The organism is Mesorhizobium sp. M1312 (assembly GCF_040318115.1).
Taxonomy (GTDB): domain Bacteria; phylum Pseudomonadota; class Alphaproteobacteria; order Rhizobiales; family Rhizobiaceae; genus Mesorhizobium.
Genome location: NZ_JAMYLQ010000005.1, coordinates 105,475 through 122,696, shown reverse-complemented (window position 1 = coordinate 122,696; position 17,222 = coordinate 105,475). Strand labels below are relative to the sequence as shown.

The following is a 17,222-nucleotide window of genomic DNA, read 5'->3' as shown; positions in this document are numbered from 1 at the left end:
CTGCCCTAATCGATTGAAGCGAAACACCGCCCTTTTGTCAGACTAAATTACGTTTTCGAAACGATTTTCCGGCTTTGACGCGGTGCAAAAAGCGCATTAGAAACCGGCTGTCCGAAGTCGCAACCGGAAGCGGTAACGCCGCATTTCCCCTGGGGCTCCAGAGACGCCGAACTGGGGGAGCCATGAGCAAATCACCAGCCACCCGCGAATTTGCCAGACGTGAACGGCCGCTTTCGCCGCATCTGACTGTCTATCGACCGCCGATCACGATGACGATGTCGATCATCCATCGCATCACCGGTGGGGCGCTTTATTTCGGCACGCTGCTGGTCGCGCTGTGGCTGATGGCGGCGGCGAGCTCGCAATCCACCTTCGATGCCGTCAACTGGGCCTTCGGTTCGTGGCTGGGGCGGCTGGTGCTGTTCTTCTATACCTGGGCGCTGATGCACCACATGCTGGGCGGCGTGCGCCATCTGATCTGGGACACCGGGGCCGGTCTTGAGAAGGACACGGCCTCCAGGATCGCCTGGGCGACGCTGGCCGGCTCGATTGTACTGACGCTGCTGATCTGGATCGCCGGCTACATGGCGCGGGGAGCTTGATCGTGAGCCACCGCAACACCGACATGCGCACGCCGCTGGCGAAAGTCCGCGGCCTCGGCTCCGCCCGCGAGGGTACGGAGCATTTCTGGCGCCAGCGCCTGACGGCGATCGCCAACATCCCGCTGATCCTGTTCTTCGTCGGCTTTCTGATCGCGCTGAATGGCGCCGGCTATGCGGAAGTGCGCGCCGCACTTGCCAACCCGTTCGTGGCGCTGGTCTTGGCCCTGGTGCTCTTGTCCGGGCTCTACCATATGCGGCTCGGCATGCAGGCTATCATCGAGGACTATGTTCATGGCGAGGGCATGAGGCTGGCGCTGCTCGCCCTCAACACGTTCTTTCCCGTAGTGGTCGGCGTCGCCTCGATCTACGCCCTGCTCAAACTGGCATTTGGAGGGTGAGTTTTGGCCAAGGACGCGAAAAACGCCAACACGGCGTCCGCCTACACCTATGTCGACCACAAATTCGACGTGGTAGTCGTCGGCGCCGGCGGCGCCGGCCTGCGCGCCACGCTCGGCATGGCCGAACAGGGCCTGCGCACTGCCTGCATCACCAAGGTTTTCCCAACGCGGTCGCACACTGTCGCCGCTCAGGGCGGCATCGCCGCCTCGCTGTCCAATATGGGCCCCGACTCCTGGCAGTGGCACATGTACGACACCGTTAAGGGATCGGACTGGCTCGGCGACGTCGACGCCATGGAATATCTGGTGCGCGAAGCACCTGCCGCGGTCTATGAGCTTGAGCACTACGGCGTGCCGTTCTCGCGCACCGAAGAGGGCAAGATCTACCAGCGGCCGTTCGGCGGCCACATGATGAATTTCGGCGAAGGCCCGCCGGTGCAGCGCACCTGTGCAGCCGCCGACCGCACCGGCCACGCCATCCTGCACACGCTCTACGGCCAGTCGCTGAAGAACAACGCGCAGTTCTTCATCGAGTATTTCGCGCTCGACCTGATCATGGAGTCGGACGGCACCTGCACCGGCGTCGTCGCCTGGAATCTCGACGACGGCACCATCCACCGCTTCTCGGCAAAAATGGTGGTGCTGGCGACGGGCGGTTATGGCCGCGCCTATTTCTCGGCGACCTCGGCGCACACCTGCACCGGCGACGGCGGCGGCATGGCGGCGCGGGCCGGGCTGCCGCTGCAGGACATGGAGTTCGTGCAGTTCCACCCGACCGGCATCTATGGCGCCGGCTGCCTGATCACCGAGGGTGCGCGCGGCGAGGGTGGCTATCTCGTCAACTCCGAGGGCGAGCGCTTCATGGAGCGCTATGCGCCGTCAGCCAAGGACCTTGCCTCGCGCGACGTGGTCTCGCGCTGCATGACGCTGGAGATCCGCGAGGGGCGCGGCGTCGGCAAAAACAAGGACCATATTTTTCTCCACCTCGACCACCTCGATCCGGCCGTTTTGCACGAGCGACTTCCGGGGATTTCGGAGTCGGCAAAAATCTTTGCCGGCGTCGACCTGACCAAAGAACCGATCCCGGTGCTGCCGACGGTCCACTACAACATGGGCGGCGTGCCGACCAATTACTGGGGCGAGGTGCTCAACCCCAGCGCCTTGAACCCGGACCAGGTGTCGCCCGGGCTGATGGCGGTCGGCGAAGCCGGCTGCGCTTCCGTCCATGGCGCCAACCGGCTGGGCTCCAACTCGCTGATCGATCTGGTGGTGTTCGGCCGCGCGGCGGCGATCAGGGCCGGCCAGGTGATCGACCGCAACGCCGCGATCCCGTCGCCCAACGAAGCCTCGGTCGAGAAGATCATGGACCGCTTCGACCGGCTGCGCCACGCCAACGGCTCGACGCCGACTGCGGTGCTGCGCGAAAAGATGCAGAAGGCGATGCAGGACGACGCGGCGGTGTTCCGCACGCAGGAATCGCTGGAAACCGGCTGCGAGCGTATTTCGCAGATCTGGAGCGAGCTCAAGGATGTAAAAGTATTCGACCGCTCGATGATCTGGAACTCCGATCTGGTCGAGACGCTGGAGCTGGAAAACCTGATGGTCAACGCCATCACCACCGTCTACGGCGCCGAGGCGCGCAAGGAGAGCCGCGGCGCGCATGCGCGGGAAGATTTTTCGGCGCGCGACGATGCGAACTGGCGCAAGCACACGCTGGCCCGGCTCAGCGAGACCGGCGAGGTGTCGCTCAGCTACCGGCCGGTGCACACCGAACCGCTGCTTAGGGAAGCAGACGGCGGCATCAACCTGGCCAAGATCGCGCCGAAGGCGAGGGTGTATTGACGATGGCGCTGGCGGTTGCAGGATATTCCGGCACGCCCCTTCCGGCGAAGCTCGGCCTGAAGGACGGGATGACCGCCGCCTTCATTGCCTTGCCGGCTGAGCTCGACGACCTAGCCAGTGCCGTCGACTTCGCCCATGTCGATCGGCTGCCGGACTGGCCAAAGATTTCAGGTGCTGTCCGGAAATACGACGCCGTCCACGCTTTCACCCGACAGCGCGCCGAGATCGAGGATCGCCTCGCCGGCGTCGCAGCTGCAATCAAGAGCGACGGCATGGTCTGGGTCTCCTGGCCCAAGAAGGCATCCAAGGTGCCGACCGACGTCAGCGAAGATATTATCCGCGTGCAAGCGCTGAAGCTCGATCTTGTCGACGTGAAGGTCGCTGCCGTGAACGATATCTGGTCCGGGCTGAAGCTCGTCATCCGAAAGGGCCTGAGGTAATGGTCGAACTGACGCTCCCGAAAAACTCGAAGATCAAGGCCGGGAAAACCTGGCGGAAGCCGGAGAATGCCACCAATCTGCGCGAATACCGCATCTACCGCTGGTCGCCGGACGATGACGAGAATCCGCGCATGGACACCTATATCGTCGACATGGACGATTGCGGGCCGATGGTGCTTGATGCGCTGCTCTACATCAAGAACAAGATCGACCCGACGCTGACGCTGCGCCGCTCCTGCCGCGAGGGCATTTGTGGCTCCTGCGCCATGAACATCGACGGCTCCAACACGCTCGCCTGCACCAAGGGCTGCGACGACATTTCCGGCGCGATCAAGATCTATCCGCTGCCGCATATGCCGGTGGTCAAGGACCTGGTGCCCGACCTCACCAATTTCTACGCCCAGCACGCCTCGATCGAGCCGTGGCTGAAGACGGTGTCGCCCGAGCCGGCTAAGGAATGGCTGCAGAGCCATGAGGACCGCGAAAAGCTCGACGGGCTCTACGAATGCATCTTGTGCGCCTGCTGCTCGACCTCATGCCCGAGTTACTGGTGGAACGGCGACCGCTATCTCGGCCCGGCGACGCTGTTGCAGGCCTATCGCTGGCTGATCGATTCCCGGGACGAGGCCACGGGCGAACGGCTCGACAATCTCGAAGACCCGTTCCGGCTCTATCGCTGCCACACCATCATGAACTGCGCCCAGACCTGCCCCAAGGGGCTCAATCCGGCCAAGGCGATCGCCGAGATCAAGAAGATGATGGTGGAGAGAAGGGTGTAGCGGCGGACGGGTGCCGTCGAGATCGATCCTTCGCGCCCCCTCTGTCCTGCCGGACATCTCCCCACGAGGGGGGAAATCGGCCGTCAGGTCGGCTTTCGCCAATCGTCGGCGTTGCGGAGTGAGCAGAGCGCTGAAGCCGCCAATCTCCCCCCGGTGGGGGAGATGTCCGGCAGGACAGAGGGGGGCGCTGTCCCGCCAGCTCCAAAAGGATAACCGACCTATGACTGACTCTGACCTTCCCATCCTGTCTCCCGTCGAAGCGCGCGTGCTCGGTTGCCTGATCGAAAAGAAGGAACTGACGCCCGACATCTACCCGATGACGCTCAATGCGGCACTTGCCGCCGCGAACCAGAAGACGGCGCGCGAGCCGGTGATGTCGGTCGAGCTTGCCGAGGTCAGACGAGCGCTTGGCCAACTTGAGCACAAGGGTCTGGTCAGGCAGGTCTTTGCCTCGCGCGTCGAGCGCTATGAGCATATCATCGCGCAGCGCTTTTCGCTGACCTCGGCGCAGATTGCGCTGCTCGGCCTGCTGTTGCTGCGCGGTCCGCAAACCGCCTATGAACTGCTGGCGCGAGCTGAGCGCATGGCGCGGTTGCCCTCCATCGACGAGCTGCGCAGCAATCTCGACCTGTTGATCGGCCGCAAGCCGCCGCTCGTTCAGCAGATCGATCGTGGACCCGGCCAGCGTGAGGACCGCTATGTGCACCTCTTGAGCGGACCGGTGCAGACGCCAATGGCTGCAACGCCACCGCAATCGCCTTCGCCGGCCTCGGACCTCGAAGCCCGCGTGCAGGCTCTCGAGGAAGAGCTTGCACAGTTACGCGCACGCATCGACGCGCTGACCGGCGAGGGAAGCTAACGACCTTTCGAGAGGACAGCTCTCCAGGAACCTTGTTCGCCGTCACTCTCGATCGGTAGACGCTGCCCCTCACCCGCCTGCCGGCGACCTCTCCCCGTATAGTGACGGGGAGAGGGACGCTCATCGACAGTTTTCGCCAATTATCCGCGTTGCAGGAAGGGTGCCGCGGCGGCGGCCGGCTTTTTTCTCCCCGTCACTATACGGGGAGAAATGCCCGGCAGGGCAATGAGGGGCGGAGCCGGCTTCAAAAATTGATGGCCTCCACGTCGCAATCGGCTATACGCGGAAGCTCTCTCAGCCGAGCTTGGCGTCGAGCGAAACCTTGATGGCGCCGAGCGCCTTCGAAACCGGACACCCGGCCTTGGCCTGCTCGGCCAGTTCCTGGAATTTCGCCGCGTCGATACCCGGCACCTTGCCGACCAGCGTGAGCGCGCTGCCGGTGATGCCGGTGCCTGGAACCAGCGTCACCACGGCCTTGGCGTCGAGTTCGGTGGCGGGGGTGCCGTTCTCGGCCAGGACATGCGAAAGCTGCATGGCAAAGCAGCCGGCATGCGCCGCCGCGATCAGTTCCTCCGGATTGGTGCCGGACTTGCCGCTTTCATCCTCGAAGCGCATCTTGAACGAATAGGGCGTGCCTTTCAGCGTTCCGCTCTGGGTGTCGAGCGTGCCCTTACCCTCCTTCAGATTGCCCTGCCAGATGGCGTTTGCGGTGCGGTCCATGAATTCCTCCTTGATTGTGGTGGCTGTGATCGGCGTCCGATCGACTATAGTGCGCGCGGGCACGAAGGCCACCCGTGCTTTCGCGCCAATGACCAGGCGTTAAAAAAAATCCGCGTGCAAAAATGTCGACTTCCCTCTGCCTCGGCCGTCCTGCGGGCGGCCACAGTTTTCGTGGCCGGATGGAGGATCGCATGAACAATCTGTTTTCTGCCCACTGGAGAGACACCGGCCGAAAGGCGGCTGAACAAGAAGCCGATTGGTTGCATCGCCCACCTTCCGGTTTCGGTCGACTGCTTGCGGCGGTTGCCATCATTGGGGTTGCGGTGTCCCTTGTCGATCACGCGGCGGACAAAAGCCCGGCTGAGACGTTGGTTGCCAACGGCTCGTCCCAACAAGGAAGATGAGAGATGAAATACGTTTGCCTGGTCTACGGTGAGGAAAAAGACCTTCATGCAATGAGCCCGGAGAGGCTGGCCAAGCTCGACGCCGACTCGCTGGCTTATGACAAATCGGTGGAGCAAAGCGGTCGGCTGATCATCGCGCAGGCGCTGCAGTCGGTGAAGACCTCGAAAACCGTGCGCCGGCGCAAGGGCAAGAGGCTGATCACCGATGGCCCTTTCGCCGAGACCAAGGAGCAATTGCTCGGCTTCGTGATGATCGAGGCCGGGGATATCGACGAGGCGCTGGAGATTGCCGGCGGCATCCCGCTGGCCGAAATCGGCACGATCGAGGTCAGGGCGATCTACAACGTGCCGGGGTCCTAGCGATTATTCTGTTTTGCGTCCGGCTGAATTTCTTCGGCGGGCGCAACTTTTGCGTGTTGAAGCGGGGCAGCACTTCTCCTATCGTCGCTGCGGTTTGGGGATCACGGGCATGCATATATTGATTGCTGCAATAGGGCTGTTGGGAGCGGCGGCGTTCTGGTGGTATCGGATGAAGGCCATGAACGATGCGGCGCGCGAGGTCGCGGACGTCGTCGGACGTGTGCAGGGGAACATTCGGCGCAAGAGACTGCGCAAGCAGGCGGCGCTCTCACCGCTGACGGCGATCAACGATCCGGTCGTGGCGGCCGCGACGCTGATCACCGCCATCGTTTCTGAGAGCGGCCCTGTCCTGCCGCAGCGCGAAGCCGCGATTCGGTCGATGATTTCGGAGATTGCAGACGAGAAGAAGACCGAGGAGGCCGTGGTCTACGCCAAATGGGCGGCGTCACAGATCGATGATGCCACGATTGTCATTGACAAGCTGGCGCCGTTCCTGCGCGAACGTCTGGATGTGACTGAGCGAAACGATTTGCTGCAGATGGTGAACCGCGCGGCGCAGGCTGGTGAGCAACCCCTGAAGATATCCGACCAGCGGATACTGCGGTTGCGCCAGAAGCTGGGCTTCGAGGTCAACTAAGTTCCCTGACACGGAAGGATCGCTTCGTCATCCTGGGGCGGAGCAAGGAGCGAAGCGACGCCGCGCAGACCCCAGGATGCATGCCGTGACCTTAAGGCGTCGCGACAGTGCAGAATTCTGCTCCGCTGTATTCTCCGGCTGAGGTCACGGCATGGATCCTTGGGTCTTCGCTCCGCTTCGCGTCACTCCGCCCAAGGATGACGAAGTTGGGCATGGCCGTGAAACGGATCAGATCGCCTCGCCCTTGAGCAGTTTCGGTGTGTCGCCGGACAGACCGGACGCCTGGCGGATGAAGAAATCCTTCAGCCGCGGCAGGCGTTCGACGAGGCCGAGGCCGATATCGCGGACGGCGCGCAGCGGGCCGATGTCGTTGGAAAACAGCCGGTTCAGGACATCGGTGGTGATGCCCATCTGCAGCGTGTCGAAGCGCCGCCACTGCTGGTAGCGTTCGAGCACGTCGAGCGCACCGATATCCTGGCCGAGCCGGTCGGCCTCGACCACCACTTCAGCCAGTGCGGCCACATCCTTGAAGCCGAGATTGAGGCCCTGACCGGCGATCGGGTGGATGCCGTGGGCGGCGTCGCCGGCGAGTGCGATGCGCGGCGCGACAAAGGCGCGGGCAAGCGTCAGGCCGAGCGGCCAGGCGCGCGGCCTGTCGGCGACGTGTATTTCGCCGAGCTTCAGGCCAAACCGCTGTTCGAGCTCGTGCTCGAAGACGAGGTCGTCGCCGTCGACCAGTTTTTCGGCATCTTCCGACCGCTCGACCCAGACGATCGAGGAGCGGTTGGTGCCGTCCTTGTCAGGCTTGAGCGGCAGCGTGGCGAACGGGCCGGCTGGCAGAAAATGCTCTTCGGCGCGGCCGTTGTGCGGCCGTTCATGCGCCACGGTGCAGACGATGCCGGACTGGCCGTACTCCCATTTCACCGTCTTGATGCCGGCCATGTCGCGCAGCTTCGAGTTGACGCCGTCGGCGGCGATCAGCAGCCGCGCCTTCAGCGTGGCGCCGTCGGCAAGATGCACGGTGATGCCGGCGCCATTCACGTCGAAGGCATTGACGGCGACGCCTTCGATGATGTCGATGCCGAGTTTTTCAGCGCGCCGGCGCAAAGCGCCATTCAAATCGCGGTTGGCGACCATATGGGCAAAGGCTTCGCCGGGCGCGACCTCGCCATCGAAAGTGAGAAACACCGGGCGCACCGGATCGGAAGCGCGCGAATCGGTGACGATCATTTCGGTGATCGCCTGCGCCTCGGGCGCGATTTCGGCCCAGACGCCGAGCTGATCGAGCATGCGGCAAGCGGCAGCGGCGATGGCCGAGGCGCGGCCGTCCTTTTGCCAGACGCCGGCGGGCGCGGCGTCGACGACAGCGACCGCCAGGCTCGGCCGCGTCTGTTTCAGCGATACGGCGGCGGCAAGCCCGACATAGCCGGCGCCGGCGACCAGAATATCGAGCGAGGTTTTTGCATCCTCCTTGCGGTCCACCATGGCAAATTCCTTTCCGGCCAATTCCCATCCGGCCTTGACTGCCCGTCATTCCTGTCGGAAACCGCCATAACACTTTTGCGGTGAGGGCGCGAAACATGACGGCGGCCATGGACGAGCTTCTCGGCATTCTCGACCTCGAGCAGCTGGAACACAACCTGTACCGTGGTCGCAGCCCCAAACTCGACTGGCAGCGTGTCTTCGGTGGCCAGACCATCGCCCAGGCGCTGGTCGCCGCCCAGCGAACGGTGGAGCCCGAACGCCAGGTGCATTCGCTGCACGGCTATTTCATGCGGCCCGGCGACACCAAGGTGCCGATCATCTACCAGGTCGACCGCATCCGTGACGGCGGCTCCTTCACCACGCGCCGTGTCGTGGCGGTCCAGCACGGCCAGGCGATCTTTTCGCTGGAAGCCTCGTTCCAGCAGGAAGAGGTCGGGCTCGAGCATCAGGTGCCGATGCCGCAGGACGTGCCGGCGCCCGACACATTGCTGTCGCAGCGCGAACTGATCGGCAAGTTCGGCGAGGCCGTGCCTGACGGCATCAGGCGCTACTGGGAGCGTGACCGGCCGATCGAAATGAAGCCGGTGATGCTGGAGCATTACACCAGCCGGGAAAAGTTGGAGCCAAAGCAGAACATCTGGATCCGCACGACCGGCCCGGTTCCAGCCGATCGCGCCACGCAGGCGGCAGTGCTTGCGTATCTTTCCGACATGACGCTGCTCGATACCTCGACCTTTGCGCATGGCCGCGCCATTTTCGATAGCGACATCCAGGCGGCGAGCCTCGATCACGCGATGTGGTTCCACCGCAGCCATCCGCTCGACGACTGGATGCTCTACACGCAGGACAGCCCGTCGACGCAAGGGTCGCGGGGGTTCACTCGCGGGTCGCTGTTTGCCCGCGACGGCACGTTGATCGCCTCGGTTGCCCAGGAAGGCCTGATCAGGCTGAAGCGGCAGCCCGCCGAATAGGCATTTTTGCAAAATTGCCTATTTTTTAATCAGATGCGCTGCCGCGACTATGACCAGTCAGCCGACAAACCTTCCCCAATTCCTTATTTAACAGCAGCTTAACACCCTGCTTCGGCAACTGGCACGGAGCTTGAATCATAGCGGGCACTCTCCGGCTCTCATCGGGATCGGCGACGTCGTGCAAACGCGGGGACCCGCAACAGTAAAGGGTGAAACCTTATGAAAATCGTGATGGCAATCATCAAGCCGTTCAAGCTCGACGAGGTGCGCGAAGCGCTCACCGCCGTCGGCATTCAGGGCCTGACCGTCACCGAAGTCAAAGGCTACGGGCGGCAGAAGGGACACACGGAAATCTATCGCGGGGCGGAATACGCGGTCAGCTTCCTGCCGAAGATCAAGATCGAAGTCGCGGTCGCCCTGGACATGGTCGACAAGGCCGTCGAAGCCATCACCGCGGCGGCCAAGACCGGTCAGATCGGCGACGGCAAGATCTTCGTTTTCGGCATCGACCAGGCGGTGCGCATTCGCACCGGCGAAACAGACACCGACGCGCTTTGAGCTGCGGACACGTATTCCAATGGAGAGTTCAATGAATATTCCTTCTACTTTGAAGTCGGCGGCGCGCACCGCGCTGCTGGGCTCGCTCGCTATCGCAGCACTGGGCACCGTGGCCGCATTCGCGCAGGAAGCGGCGCCAGCCGCCCCGGCAGCGCCAGCGGCACCGGCCTTTACCGTCGACAAGGGTGACACGACGTGGATGATGATTTCCACCATCCTGGTGCTGTTGATGACCATTCCAGGCCTTGCCCTTTTCTACGGCGGCCTGGTTCGCGCCAAGAACATGCTGTCGGTGCTGATGCAGGTCTTCACCATCACCAGCGTGGTCATGATCGTCTGGGTTTTCTACGGCTACAGCCTTGCCTTCACCCCCGGCAATGCCTTCATCGGCGGTCTTTCCAAGATGTTTCTTGCCGGCGTCGACGTGACGACGGTGTCGGAAACCTTCACCAAGGGGGTCGCCATTCCCGAGCTGGTGTTCGTCATCTTCCAGATGAGCTTCGCCTGCATCACGCCGGCCCTGATCGTCGGCGCCTTCGCCGAACGCGTCAAGTTTTCGGCCGTGATCCTTTTCACCATCCTCTGGGTCACATTCGTGTACTTCCCGATCGCGCATATGGTCTGGTTCTGGGGCGGCCCGAGCGCTTATAGCGACCCGTCGGGGCTCATCTTCGGCTTCGGCGCCATCGACTTCGCCGGCGGCACCGTCGTTCACATCAATGCGGGCATCGCCGGCCTTGTCGGCGCGCTCATGATCGGCAAGCGCATCGGCTACAACAAGGACATCATGGCACCGCACTCGATGACGCTGACCATGGTCGGTGCTTCGCTGCTGTGGGTTGGCTGGTTCGGCTTCAACGCCGGCTCGAACCTCGAAGCCAACGCCTACGCGGTGCTGGCCATGGTCAACACCTTCGTCGCCACGGCGGCGGCGGCAGTGACCTGGATCGTGCTCGAAACGCTGCTGCGCGGCAAGGCGTCCATGCTTGGCGCGGTTTCGGGCGCTGTCACCGGCCTTGTCGCCGTCACGCCTGCTGCCGGCTTTGCCGGACCGATGGGCGTCATCGTGCTCGGCATTGTCGCCACCTGCGTCTGCTACTTCTTCGTCTCGGTCGTGAAGAACAAGTTCGGCTACGACGACAGCCTCGATGTCTTCGGCATCCACTGTATCGGCGGTATCATCGGCGCGCTCGGCACCGGCATCCTGGTCAATCCCGCTCTCGGCGGCGCTGGCATCGTCGATTATTCGACAGCCGACTTCGCCGCCGGCTATGCCGGCACGGCCACCCAGCTGTGGTCGCAGTTCAAGGGTGTGCTGGTAACCGTCCTGTGGTCGGGCATCGGCAGCGCCATCCTCTACAAGATCGTCGATATGATCGTAGGCCTGCGTCCGACAGCCGATGCAGAGCGTGAAGGGCTCGACCTCACCTCGCATGGCGAAGCGGCCTATCACCCGTAAGCCCTGTCCGGGCGGCCTCGGCCGTCCCGCATCCTCCCTCCCGTCGTGATGCTCCTGCAAAGGGCTCACGCATTGAGGCCCGGACCCGTTCCGGGCCTCTTTTTTGTGCGCAGATAGCCGAGCCAGATACTCGCCGCAAGATACTTCCCCCAACCCCTTATAGTTAATGCTGCCTTAACCTTCCCGCCGATAGTCTGGAGCCCGAATCTGCCGAGCTGCTCGCACGCTATCGGCCGGGCAATGATAGACGGGGAAGAGCATGCGTTCAGGGGCTTCAGCACCGCTCGCGCTGGCCGATACGGGGCAGGGCATCCGGGCGTTCGCGCGGCGTCAGGTCGGCCGGCTGGTCGGCGCCGGCCTGTTTGCGCTGGTCGCCTTCGGTATCGCCAGCCTCGCCACCTGGAACGTCGCCGACCCAAGCTTCTCCCACGCCACCGATAACATCGTCACCAACGCCATGGGCTATGTGGGCGCTGTCTTCTCCGACCTTGCCATGCAGTTCTTCGGCCTTGCTGCCGTCGCGGCGCTGGTGCCGGCGGTGGTCTGGGGATTTCTGCTGTTCTCTGCGCGCGGCGTCGACAGGCTGCCGAAGCGCGGGCTCGCCTGGTTTGGCTATGCGGTGCTTGCCGCGGCCATCGCCGGCTGCGCGGTGCCGCCCAAGACCTGGCCGCTGCCGACCGGTCTCGGCGGCGTGTTCGGCGACATGGTGCTCAAGATTCCCGGCCTCGTCGTCGGCGGCTACCCGACCGGTCTCATCGCCAGCGTGCTCGCCGTGCTTCTCGCCGCGCCGGCACTGTGGCTGTTTGCCTACGGCTCGGCGCTGATTGCACGCCAGAACGGTTTCGCCGTCCTGGAGCAGCCGGCCGCGCCCGATCCCCGGGACCAGGACGACCTGCTTTTCGACAATGACGAGGACGAGGGCGACGAGGGCATTCTGGCGCTTGGCGCGATCACGCATTGGTGGTTGTCGTTACGCGCCTATCTCCGCCGTCGCGCCGCGCGCCGCCGGGAGCGCGACGATTTCGAACCGGAGATGGAACCGCGCGCCAGCGCCTGGCGGCGCGCTGCCGAGCGGGTCGAATCGGCCGAACTCGCGGAAGCGCGGATGAGTGCCGATGGCCGCGCCCGCGTCGAGCCGGAATTCTTCGCCGCCATGGTGAACGACCGAAGCGCCTCGCTCGATCCCGACGACGCCGATGTTTTTGATGATGACGACGACATGGGCTTTGCGCCGGAGCCCGTGGGCCAGCGCAGCACTCCGCCCAATGCGAAGGTGCAGCCGTTCCGCTCCGATGCGGCCACCCGCGTCGCGGCGCCGGCGCCCCGGCCGGTTCCGGGCGCCCGTGTCCAGCGCGAAGCTCAGACTTCGCTGATCGGCTCCGAACAATTCGAAATGCCGTCGCTGCATTTCCTGTCCGAACCGAAGAACGTCGTGCGTGACGCCAGCCTGTCCAAGGACGCGCTGGAGCAGAATGCCCGTCTGCTCGAGGGCGTGCTTGAGGATTTCGGCGTCAAGGGCGAGATCATCCATGTCCGCCCGGGCCCGGTCGTCACGCTTTACGAGCTGGAGCCGGCACCCGGCATCAAATCGTCGCGGGTCATCGGCCTGTCCGACGACATCGCCCGCTCGATGAGCGCGATCGCCTGCCGCGTCGCCGTGGTGCCCGGCCGCAACGCCATCGGCATCGAGCTGCCGAACGCCAAGCGCGAGACCGTCTATCTCAGGGAGATCATGGCCAGCCGCGATTTCGAGACCACCAAGGCCAAGCTGGCGCTGGCCCTCGGCAAGACCATCAACGGCGAGGCGGTCATCGTCGACATCGCCAAGATGCCGCACGTGCTGGTCGCCGGCACCACCGGCTCGGGCAAGTCGGTCGCCATCAACACCATGATCCTGTCGCTGCTCTACCGGCTGACGCCGCAGGACTGCCGGCTGATCATGATCGACCCGAAAATGCTGGAGCTCTCGGTCTATGACGGCATCCCGCATCTTCTGACGCCTGTCGTCACCGACCCGAAGAAGGCGGTGGTCGCGCTGAAATGGACCGTGCGCGAGATGGAGGACCGCTACCGCAAGATGTCCAAGGTCGGCGTCCGCAACATCGACGGTTTCAACGCGCGGGTGCAGCAGGCGGAGAAGAAAGGCGAGAAAATCTCGCGCACCGTGCAGACCGGCTTCGACCGCCAGACCGGCGAAGCAATCTACGAGACGGAAAACCTCGATCTCGAGCCGATGCCCTACATCGTCGTCATCATCGACGAGATGGCCGATCTGATGATGGTCGCCGGCAAGGACATTGAAGGCGCGGTGCAGCGCCTTGCGCAGATGGCGCGTGCCGCCGGCATCCACGTCATCATGGCGACGCAGCGACCGTCGGTCGACGTCATCACCGGCACGATCAAGGCCAACTTCCCGACCCGCATCTCCTTCCAGGTGACGTCGAAGATCGACAGCCGCACCATTCTGGGCGAGCAGGGCGCCGAACAGCTGCTTGGCATGGGCGACATGCTCTACATGGCCGGCGGTGGCCGCATCCAGCGCGTACACGGCCCCTTCGTTTCCGATGACGAGGTCGAGAAAATCGTCGCGCATCTGAAGCTGCAGGGCGTGCCGGAGTATCTCGATGCCATTACCGAGGATGACGATGAGGACGACGACGAGCCGTCGGGCAAGGGTGGCTCGGGGGGTGGCGGCGGCAATTTCGAGGATTCCGACGATCCCTACGACCAGGCGGTTGCCGTGGTGCTGCGCGACGGCAAGGCCTCGACCAGCTACATCCAGCGCCGGCTCGGCATCGGCTACAACCGCGCCGCCTCGATCATCGAGAAGATGGAAAAGGAAGGCATTGTTGGCCCGGCCAACCATGCCGGAAAACGCGAGATTCTGGTGCCGACGGAGGACGACAAGTTCTGATCCGCCGGCACGAACCGATAGGATTTTCGCCGCTGCAACCCGACCGCAGCAACTTTGAACCTTCTGGCGCGTTTGCAACGACCAAGCGCTGTTACGCCGCCAAACTTAAGCCCAACTGGGGGGCCAAACACTGCGACAACAGATAAACCAGACGAGAGTGACCGGCATGAAAAACTCTTCTTTCGCCACGATCAGCGATTTTGCCCCGACCCGCCGCCAGCTGCTTGGCCTCGGCCTGATCCTGGCCGGTGCTGCGGCCATCAATGTCGTGCCCGGGGTCCAGTTGCTGGCGTCGGCGCAAGCGGCGGTGCCACCCACCGCGCAGAAGATCGCCGACCATTTTTCCTCGGTCAAATCGATGACCGGCGAATTCGTACAGTTCGGACCCAAGGGCGAGCAGACCGGCGGCAAGTTCTTTCTGGAACGGCCGGGCAAGATCCGCTTCAACTATGACGGGACGTCGAATTTCAGGGTGATTTCCGACGGCAAGTCGGTGGTCATCCTCAACAAGCGGCTGAAAACGTCCGATCTCTACCCACTGTCGAAGACGCCGCTCAAGCTGCTGCTCGACACCAAGATCGACCTCTCCGGAGGCCGCGTCAAAAGCGTCAAGGAAGAGAACGACGTCACCACCATTCAGCTCGCAGACAAATCGGTGTTCGGCAGTTCGAAGATCACCATGATGTTCGATCCGAAGACCTACGAATTGCGCCAGTGGACGATAACCGATGCGCAAGGCAAGGACACGACGGTGATGATCTTCAACGTCAGGGAAGGCGTGAGCTTCGCACCCGACACCTTTGCCATCGACTATACGGCGAACCGCGAACTGAACACCAAGTCTCGGTAGCATTCCATCGCCGTCGAAGGGTTTCCGGCGTCGGTGCTGCCCCTCACCTGCCTGCCGGCATCCTCTCCCCGTATAGTGACGGGGAGAGGGTTCCTTCATCCATGATTTCGCCAATTGTCAGCGTAGCAAAACGAGCGCCAAGGCTGCCGCCAGCCTCTTCTCCCCGTCACTATACGGGGAGAAGTGCCCGGCAGGGCGATGAGGGGCGGCGCCGAGGTCGACCATGACATCAACAGGTCCGGCCAGGCGCCGGCTTGTTTTTGAAGCGTATGGCTGGCAGTAGTTTCCGGAACTGCCTCGCCAAAAAGGCACCAGCCCGTCGGAGCCATCTGGCGGACCTTGCGCTGCCCGGAATCCCAAACATGCCCTTTTCCATCGCCACCTGGAACATCAATTCCGTCCGCCTGCGGATGCCGATCGTCGAACGCCTGCTTGTCGAACAGGTACCGGACGTGCTCTGCCTGCAGGAAACCAAAGTTCCGGATGAGCTGTTTCCCGAGAAGGCCTTTCGCAAGCTCGGCTACGAGTACATCGCCTTCCACGGCCAGAAGGGCTATCACGGCGTGGCGACGGTGGCGCGCCGGCCGATCGAAGTGGTCGAAAGGCGCCGCTTCTGCGAGATCGAGGACTGTCGGCATCTGTCGGTCACCGTGCAGGCCGGCGGCAAGGCGATCCTGCTGCACAATTTCTACGTTCCGGCCGGCGGCGACGAGCCCGATCCGGAGATCAACTGCAAGTTCAGGCACAAGCTGGATTTCGTCGCCGAGATGAACGCCATCCGCGCCGAGCACGACGAAGTCTCCGGTTCGATCCTGGTCGGCGACCTCAACATCGCGCCGCTCGAGCACGATGTCTGGTCGCACAAGCAGCTCTTGAAAGTAGTCAGCCATACGCCGGTCGAGACGGAAAATTTCGAGACGATGCGGCTCGCCGGCAACTGGGTCGACCTGATGCGGCTCAACGTCCCTTATGAGCAGAAGCTCTACACCTGGTGGAGCTATCGCGCGCAGGATTGGGAAGCGTCGGATCGCGGCCGGCGGCTCGACCATGTCTGGTCGTCGCCAAATCTGGTGCCGAGCTTTGCCGGCTACGAGATCCTGCGACCGGCGCGCGGCTGGGAACGGCCGTCGGACCATGTGCCGGTCATAGCGCGGTTCGACCTGGATTAGGTGTATCGATATTCAGATGAGGCCGGCCTGCGAATGGTGGTCTCCTGCGCTTCCGGTGTTCACCCAAAAGTACGCTCCGCTCCGGTTCTCGGACCCCACCATTCTGGTCGCTTCGCGCCCGGCTTCGACTCCGGCTCGGCCTGATCTGAATCTCGACACACCTCAGCCCCTTGCCGCCCTGATCCGATTGGCTTTCACGGTCAGTTGTGAGAGCGAGTTGAAAGCATCCGGGTTCAGTTGTCGAATCGCGGCGCCAGTTTCTCGACGCGCCGGATCAATTCCTGAAAATCCTCGGAGATGCGCTGGTGCAGATGGACCGCGATATCGGGATATTCCTCCAGGATGCGGTGGAACATCTTGCGGCTGAGCCGCAGCACTTCCGAATCGATCTCGGCGGATGCGCTGGTCAGCCGGTTGGTGTCGGCGATCAGCGCCAGTTCGCTCAACATGGTACCGGGGCCGGCCGTGCCGATCGGCACGCGGGCGCCATCCTGCTCGCGATAGAGCACGATGCGCCCGCTGACGACGATATAGGCGCAATCGGCCTCGTCGTCCTCGCGGTAGAGCTTGTGGTCGGCCTGCAACCTAGTGGTTTCCGCGCCAAAGGCGAGCAGACGCAACTGTTCCTCCGTGAAGCCCTCGAAGAGCCTCACGGTGGACAGGATGCGGATGTCGTCATCCAACGCCATCTAGCTATGTCCCCGAACGGCCAGTCCAATCCCTCCCTTACAGCGCCGAGCCTCCCTTTGGACGTGCAAAGGACGCTCTTACGCTT

18 protein-coding genes are annotated in these 17,222 nt (G+C 63.2%); 15 read left to right on the top strand and 3 right to left on the bottom strand.

Annotated features, from left to right (window positions below):
* The first annotated feature begins 182 nt into the window (after window positions 1-182).
* The 6 genes from sdhC (at window position 183) to NKH36_RS08930 (ending at window position 4,920) form a co-directional block, all read left to right on the top strand.
* Window positions 183-602: a succinate dehydrogenase, cytochrome b556 subunit gene (sdhC, locus tag NKH36_RS08955; RefSeq protein ID WP_065007244.1), complete on the top strand. Its 420-nt coding sequence runs from the start codon at window positions 183-185 to the stop codon at window positions 600-602.
* A gap of 2 nt (window positions 603-604) precedes the next feature.
* Complete coding sequence (gene sdhD, locus NKH36_RS08950) at window positions 605-1,000, top strand: succinate dehydrogenase, hydrophobic membrane anchor protein (RefSeq protein ID WP_352961262.1); 396 nt, start codon at window positions 605-607, stop codon at window positions 998-1,000.
* A 3-nt stretch (window positions 1,001-1,003) separates the two neighbouring features.
* The gene (gene sdhA, locus NKH36_RS08945) at window positions 1,004-2,842 is read left to right on the top strand and encodes a succinate dehydrogenase flavoprotein subunit (RefSeq protein WP_352961260.1); all 1,839 of its coding nucleotides are present in this window, start codon (window positions 1,004-1,006) and stop codon (window positions 2,840-2,842) included.
* Between the two features lie 2 nt (window positions 2,843-2,844).
* Window positions 2,845-3,282, top strand: a complete 438-nt coding sequence (locus NKH36_RS08940) for a DUF3052 domain-containing protein (protein WP_352961258.1) — start codon at window positions 2,845-2,847, stop codon at window positions 3,280-3,282.
* Window positions 3,282-4,061, top strand: a complete 780-nt coding sequence (locus tag NKH36_RS08935) for a succinate dehydrogenase iron-sulfur subunit (protein ID WP_352961256.1) — start codon at window positions 3,282-3,284, stop codon at window positions 4,059-4,061. The genes NKH36_RS08940 and NKH36_RS08935 overlap by 1 nt, the downstream gene beginning before the upstream one ends.
* Before the next feature lie 220 nt (window positions 4,062-4,281).
* Entirely contained in the window at window positions 4,282-4,920 is a 639-nt protein-coding gene (locus NKH36_RS08930; RefSeq protein WP_352961254.1) for a YceH family protein, read from the top strand.
* A 294-nt stretch (window positions 4,921-5,214) separates the two neighbouring features.
* On the opposite strand, the gene NKH36_RS08925 is transcribed toward NKH36_RS08930, so the two are convergent.
* Window positions 5,215-5,640, bottom strand: a complete 426-nt coding sequence (locus NKH36_RS08925; protein ID WP_352961252.1) for an OsmC family protein — start codon at window positions 5,638-5,640, stop codon at window positions 5,215-5,217.
* A 191-nt stretch (window positions 5,641-5,831) separates the two neighbouring features.
* Here NKH36_RS08925 and NKH36_RS08920 point away from each other — a divergent pair, with 191 nt between their 5' ends.
* Genes NKH36_RS08920 through NKH36_RS08910 form a run of 3 tightly spaced genes read left to right on the top strand, consistent with a single transcriptional unit; the run spans window position 5,832 to window position 7,041 of the window.
* Window positions 5,832-6,044 carry a hypothetical protein gene (locus NKH36_RS08920; RefSeq protein WP_352961250.1) on the top strand — a complete coding sequence of 71 codons (213 nt, stop codon included), beginning with the start codon at window positions 5,832-5,834 and terminating at the stop codon, window positions 6,042-6,044.
* 3 nt (window positions 6,045-6,047) lie between these two features.
* Window positions 6,048-6,404 carry a YciI family protein gene (locus tag NKH36_RS08915; protein ID WP_352961248.1) on the top strand — a complete coding sequence of 119 codons (357 nt, stop codon included), beginning with the start codon at window positions 6,048-6,050 and terminating at the stop codon, window positions 6,402-6,404.
* Window positions 6,405-6,453: 49 nt separating this feature from the next.
* Window positions 6,454-7,041, top strand: coding sequence for a hypothetical protein (locus NKH36_RS08910; protein WP_352961246.1), 588 nt, complete (start codon window positions 6,454-6,456; stop codon window positions 7,039-7,041).
* Between the two features lie 228 nt (window positions 7,042-7,269).
* Here NKH36_RS08910 and NKH36_RS08905 read toward each other — a convergent pair whose 3' ends face one another.
* Window positions 7,270-8,526 (bottom strand): ubiquinone biosynthesis hydroxylase, encoded by a 1,257-nt coding sequence (locus NKH36_RS08905; protein ID WP_352961244.1) that lies wholly within the window; start codon window positions 8,524-8,526, stop codon window positions 7,270-7,272.
* Between the two features lie 95 nt (window positions 8,527-8,621).
* Between NKH36_RS08905 and tesB the strand changes: the two genes are divergently transcribed.
* The 6 genes from tesB to NKH36_RS08875 all read left to right on the top strand — a co-directional run bounded on the left by tesB (window position 8,622) and on the right by NKH36_RS08875 (window position 16,447).
* Complete coding sequence (gene tesB / locus NKH36_RS08900) at window positions 8,622-9,497, top strand: acyl-CoA thioesterase II (protein WP_352961242.1); 876 nt, start codon at window positions 8,622-8,624, stop codon at window positions 9,495-9,497.
* Between the two features lie 219 nt (window positions 9,498-9,716).
* The gene (locus NKH36_RS08895; RefSeq protein WP_006201125.1) at window positions 9,717-10,055 is read left to right on the top strand and encodes a P-II family nitrogen regulator; all 339 of its coding nucleotides are present in this window, start codon (window positions 9,717-9,719) and stop codon (window positions 10,053-10,055) included.
* A 31-nt stretch (window positions 10,056-10,086) separates the two neighbouring features.
* Entirely contained in the window at window positions 10,087-11,514 is a 1,428-nt protein-coding gene (locus tag NKH36_RS08890) for an ammonium transporter (protein WP_352961240.1), read from the top strand.
* 259 nt (window positions 11,515-11,773) lie between these two features.
* The gene (locus NKH36_RS08885) at window positions 11,774-14,428 is read left to right on the top strand and encodes an FtsK/SpoIIIE family DNA translocase (RefSeq protein ID WP_352961238.1); all 2,655 of its coding nucleotides are present in this window, start codon (window positions 11,774-11,776) and stop codon (window positions 14,426-14,428) included.
* Between the two features lie 166 nt (window positions 14,429-14,594).
* Entirely contained in the window at window positions 14,595-15,278 is a 684-nt protein-coding gene (locus NKH36_RS08880; RefSeq protein ID WP_352961236.1) for an outer-membrane lipoprotein carrier protein LolA, read from the top strand.
* 362 nt (window positions 15,279-15,640) lie between these two features.
* The gene (locus NKH36_RS08875) at window positions 15,641-16,447 is read left to right on the top strand and encodes an exodeoxyribonuclease III (RefSeq protein ID WP_352961234.1); all 807 of its coding nucleotides are present in this window, start codon (window positions 15,641-15,643) and stop codon (window positions 16,445-16,447) included.
* 233 nt (window positions 16,448-16,680) lie between these two features.
* Here NKH36_RS08875 and NKH36_RS08870 read toward each other — a convergent pair whose 3' ends face one another.
* A complete protein-coding gene (locus tag NKH36_RS08870) occupies window positions 16,681-17,136 on the bottom strand; it encodes a cyclic nucleotide-binding domain-containing protein (RefSeq protein ID WP_352961232.1) in 456 nt (151 codons plus the stop codon).
* Between the last annotated feature and the right edge of the window lie 86 nt (window positions 17,137-17,222).

What these genes read in the sequence shown, in the direction of transcription:
- sdhC (WP_065007244.1), top strand. Translation starts at nt 183, where the DNA reads ATGAGCAAATCACCAGCCACCCGCGAATTTGCCAGACGTGAACGGCCG.
- NKH36_RS08940 (WP_352961258.1), top strand. Translation starts at nt 2,845, where the DNA reads ATGGCGCTGGCGGTTGCAGGATATTCCGGCACGCCCCTTCCGGCGAAG.
- NKH36_RS08935 (WP_352961256.1), top strand. Translation starts at nt 3,282, where the DNA reads ATGGTCGAACTGACGCTCCCGAAAAACTCGAAGATCAAGGCCGGGAAA.
- NKH36_RS08930 (WP_352961254.1), top strand. Translation starts at nt 4,282, where the DNA reads ATGACTGACTCTGACCTTCCCATCCTGTCTCCCGTCGAAGCGCGCGTG.
- NKH36_RS08925 (WP_352961252.1), bottom strand. Translation starts at nt 5,640, where the DNA reads ATGGACCGCACCGCAAACGCCATCTGGCAGGGCAATCTGAAGGAGGGT.
- NKH36_RS08920 (WP_352961250.1), top strand. Translation starts at nt 5,832, where the DNA reads ATGAACAATCTGTTTTCTGCCCACTGGAGAGACACCGGCCGAAAGGCG.
- NKH36_RS08915 (WP_352961248.1), top strand. Translation starts at nt 6,048, where the DNA reads ATGAAATACGTTTGCCTGGTCTACGGTGAGGAAAAAGACCTTCATGCA.
- NKH36_RS08905 (WP_352961244.1), bottom strand. Translation starts at nt 8,526, where the DNA reads ATGGTGGACCGCAAGGAGGATGCAAAAACCTCGCTCGATATTCTGGTC.
- tesB (WP_352961242.1), top strand. Translation starts at nt 8,622, where the DNA reads ATGACGGCGGCCATGGACGAGCTTCTCGGCATTCTCGACCTCGAGCAG.
- NKH36_RS08895 (WP_006201125.1), top strand. Translation starts at nt 9,717, where the DNA reads ATGAAAATCGTGATGGCAATCATCAAGCCGTTCAAGCTCGACGAGGTG.
- NKH36_RS08890 (WP_352961240.1), top strand. Translation starts at nt 10,087, where the DNA reads ATGAATATTCCTTCTACTTTGAAGTCGGCGGCGCGCACCGCGCTGCTG.
- NKH36_RS08885 (WP_352961238.1), top strand. Translation starts at nt 11,774, where the DNA reads ATGCGTTCAGGGGCTTCAGCACCGCTCGCGCTGGCCGATACGGGGCAG.
- NKH36_RS08880 (WP_352961236.1), top strand. Translation starts at nt 14,595, where the DNA reads ATGAAAAACTCTTCTTTCGCCACGATCAGCGATTTTGCCCCGACCCGC.
- NKH36_RS08875 (WP_352961234.1), top strand. Translation starts at nt 15,641, where the DNA reads ATGCCCTTTTCCATCGCCACCTGGAACATCAATTCCGTCCGCCTGCGG.
- NKH36_RS08870 (WP_352961232.1), bottom strand. Translation starts at nt 17,136, where the DNA reads ATGGCGTTGGATGACGACATCCGCATCCTGTCCACCGTGAGGCTCTTC.